This is a genomic window from Bacillus sp. MYb78, from assembly GCF_002975115.1.
In the GTDB taxonomy this organism is placed as follows: Bacteria; Bacillota; Bacilli; order Bacillales; family Bacillaceae_G; genus Bacillus_A; species Bacillus_A cereus.
Genome location: NZ_PCOB01000067.1, coordinates 1 through 2,117, shown reverse-complemented (window position 1 = coordinate 2,117; position 2,117 = coordinate 1). Strand labels below are relative to the sequence as shown.

Sequence of the window (2,117 nt, the reverse complement as noted above, 5' to 3'; positions counted from 1 at the left end):
TGGCAAACGAAATGGAATGAGTGAGAAGAGCGTACGGTCGGCGAGGTAACGGAGGTGTAGGAGCAGATTGATAGAAAGTGAGGGTAACAATTTGAAACTGACAGAAAGACAATTGAATGATTTGAAAAGAATTAGCGAATTACGTGTAAAGTTGTTTGGAGTTCCTGGTGAAAGTGTAGTTGATCCAGAGAATGTTGAGTTTTTATTGGATAATGCTATTAGTTCTTATTTAGGGCAATTAGAAATTTTTGAAGTCACGATAGAGATTGAACAGTATAATTCAATGTGTGGGTAAATTGTAGAAATGTGGCGAAGACATTTTCGGACATTCTAATAGCCGAAAATCGTGTACAAAATGACATGTTTAATAAAAAATAAGGAGCGGGATAGATTTTATGCAAGTTTATTTGGATAGGCTAATGATTAAGTATAAAGATGTAACAGAGAAACAATTTAGTGATGTTTTAACTAAAATATCGTCAAAGCAGATTTTTTTACCGAATACACCTATTAGGTCAGAACATGGGACGTCTGTTAGAGATTATCATAGAGTTATACATATTGGATATGGTGAAGGTGCAGTTTATATAGGGTGGAAACATAATTCGGAAAAGGAAAAAGATAGCTATGATATGAAAGTTGATTTTAACCCTTCTAAATTTGAAAATAACGAGTTGCAAAAAGATAGTTATGAAAAAGTGTTTGAAACCGTTTTTCATACGTTAAATGCAGTTTTGAAGTCTAATAAGCGAGTGGTTTATGGTATGGATATTGCTTTTGATATAGAGCGTCATATGAGTGATATTGTGTCTTATAGTAAAACAGGAAAGCAACAGGATAGACATAAAGGAACTGTTTATTATGGAAATAGAAATAAAGATGGATATTTGAAGATATATGATAAGAAAAAGGAGTTATATAATCATTTTAAAAGAATGATAGAAGAAGAGAATTTGACTCGTATTGAGTATAGTTGGAGAGACTCTGACGGTGTAGTGGTAGACGAAATAAGGAAGAGTCCTCCGTTTAGTATTGATGAATCTTATACATTCTCGATTTTTAATTTGAATAATGTTAAAGGGGCATTAAAAGCTTGTTTGATTTGTTATTCTAATGGAACTATGGATATGAAAGAGTTCCCTCGTAGAACTAAAGAGAGTATAAAAAAAGCCCTTGAAGAAATGGATCACTTGGCGGTGGACCCCATTCTACAGGACTGTTGGTTATCTATATTAGAAAATATTAAGAACTATACTCGTTTATGATATTAGCGTGTGCTTCTCTGTGTGTCAAGAGGGTGTCAATATGATGCTCTCTTTTTGTTTTTCTTAACTTGTTTATATTAATAGCGGATAGAGTCCCACTTTTACATTGTTCTGGTGTATCTTAGTGTTGATATTGTGTTTAAACTGATGTTATATTTATGTAGTACGATATACAAGAGGTGATTAGATGAGTGAAATGGTTCGTGTTAATACACGTATCAGTAAAAAGTTAAATGATTGGTTGGACGAGTATAGCAAAGAAAGTGGTGTACCGAAAAGCACTTTAGTTCATTTAGCTTTAGAGAATTATGTGAATCAAAAGGTTATGTTGGAACAAATGCCAAAGATGCAACAAATGTTGAGTATGATGTTTGAAAATGTAACGCAGCAACAATTGAATCAAAAAGGGAATATGTTTGAGTTGAAGTAACGGTTATGTTTCGAAAATGTAGTCTTATTGATTAGGAGATGCACATCGATAAACTAAATGCGTAGTTGGTGTGGCTGAAGTTTGCCCGCCACCTACTCATTTAGAATATCCGTGCATGGGTCCCTGAACAATTAGGAAACGGCTTTTGTAATCGTATGAGTTGTAATTATTATTCACTTGGGTGAACGTTGTATGACTGAAAGGAAACCCATGGCAGTTAACTGTGTAAATGGGCACTTATTTATTAAGTGTATTCGACGGAGCCGGAAGTAGACGACTTAAGGGAGCGACATGAATGAAGTGAAGTGCAGACAGAAGGTAAGGTGACGGAGTGGACTCTCAAAGGACACGACGGCGCGTGAACTGATGGCAAACGAAATGGAATGAGTGAGAAGAGCGTACGGTCGGCGAGGTAACGGAGG

Annotated in this window: 3 protein-coding genes; all 3 read left to right on the top strand. The window is 35.3% G+C overall.

What is annotated here, in order from left to right:
* Positions 1–91: 91 nt before the first annotated feature.
* The 3 genes from CQ064_RS32995 (at position 92) to CQ064_RS32985 (ending at position 1,695) form a co-directional block, all read left to right on the top strand.
* Positions 92–295 carry a hypothetical protein gene (locus tag CQ064_RS32995; protein ID WP_002100596.1) on the top strand — a complete coding sequence of 68 codons (204 nt, stop codon included), beginning with the start codon at positions 92–94 and terminating at the stop codon, positions 293–295.
* A 100-nt stretch (positions 296–395) separates the two neighbouring features.
* A complete protein-coding gene (locus tag CQ064_RS32990; RefSeq protein WP_001198524.1) occupies positions 396–1,265 on the top strand; it encodes a hypothetical protein in 870 nt (289 codons plus the stop codon).
* 187 nt (positions 1,266–1,452) lie between these two features.
* The gene (locus CQ064_RS32985) at positions 1,453–1,695 is read left to right on the top strand and encodes a hypothetical protein (protein ID WP_001293418.1); all 243 of its coding nucleotides are present in this window, start codon (positions 1,453–1,455) and stop codon (positions 1,693–1,695) included.
* Positions 1,696–2,117 lie beyond the last annotated feature (422 nt).

Excerpts from the sequence above, each read along its gene's own strand:
- CQ064_RS32990 (WP_001198524.1), top strand. The coding sequence starts at position 396 with ATGCAAGTTTATTTGGATAGGCTAATGATTAAGTATAAAGATGTAACA.
- CQ064_RS32985 (WP_001293418.1), top strand. The coding sequence starts at position 1,453 with ATGAGTGAAATGGTTCGTGTTAATACACGTATCAGTAAAAAGTTAAAT.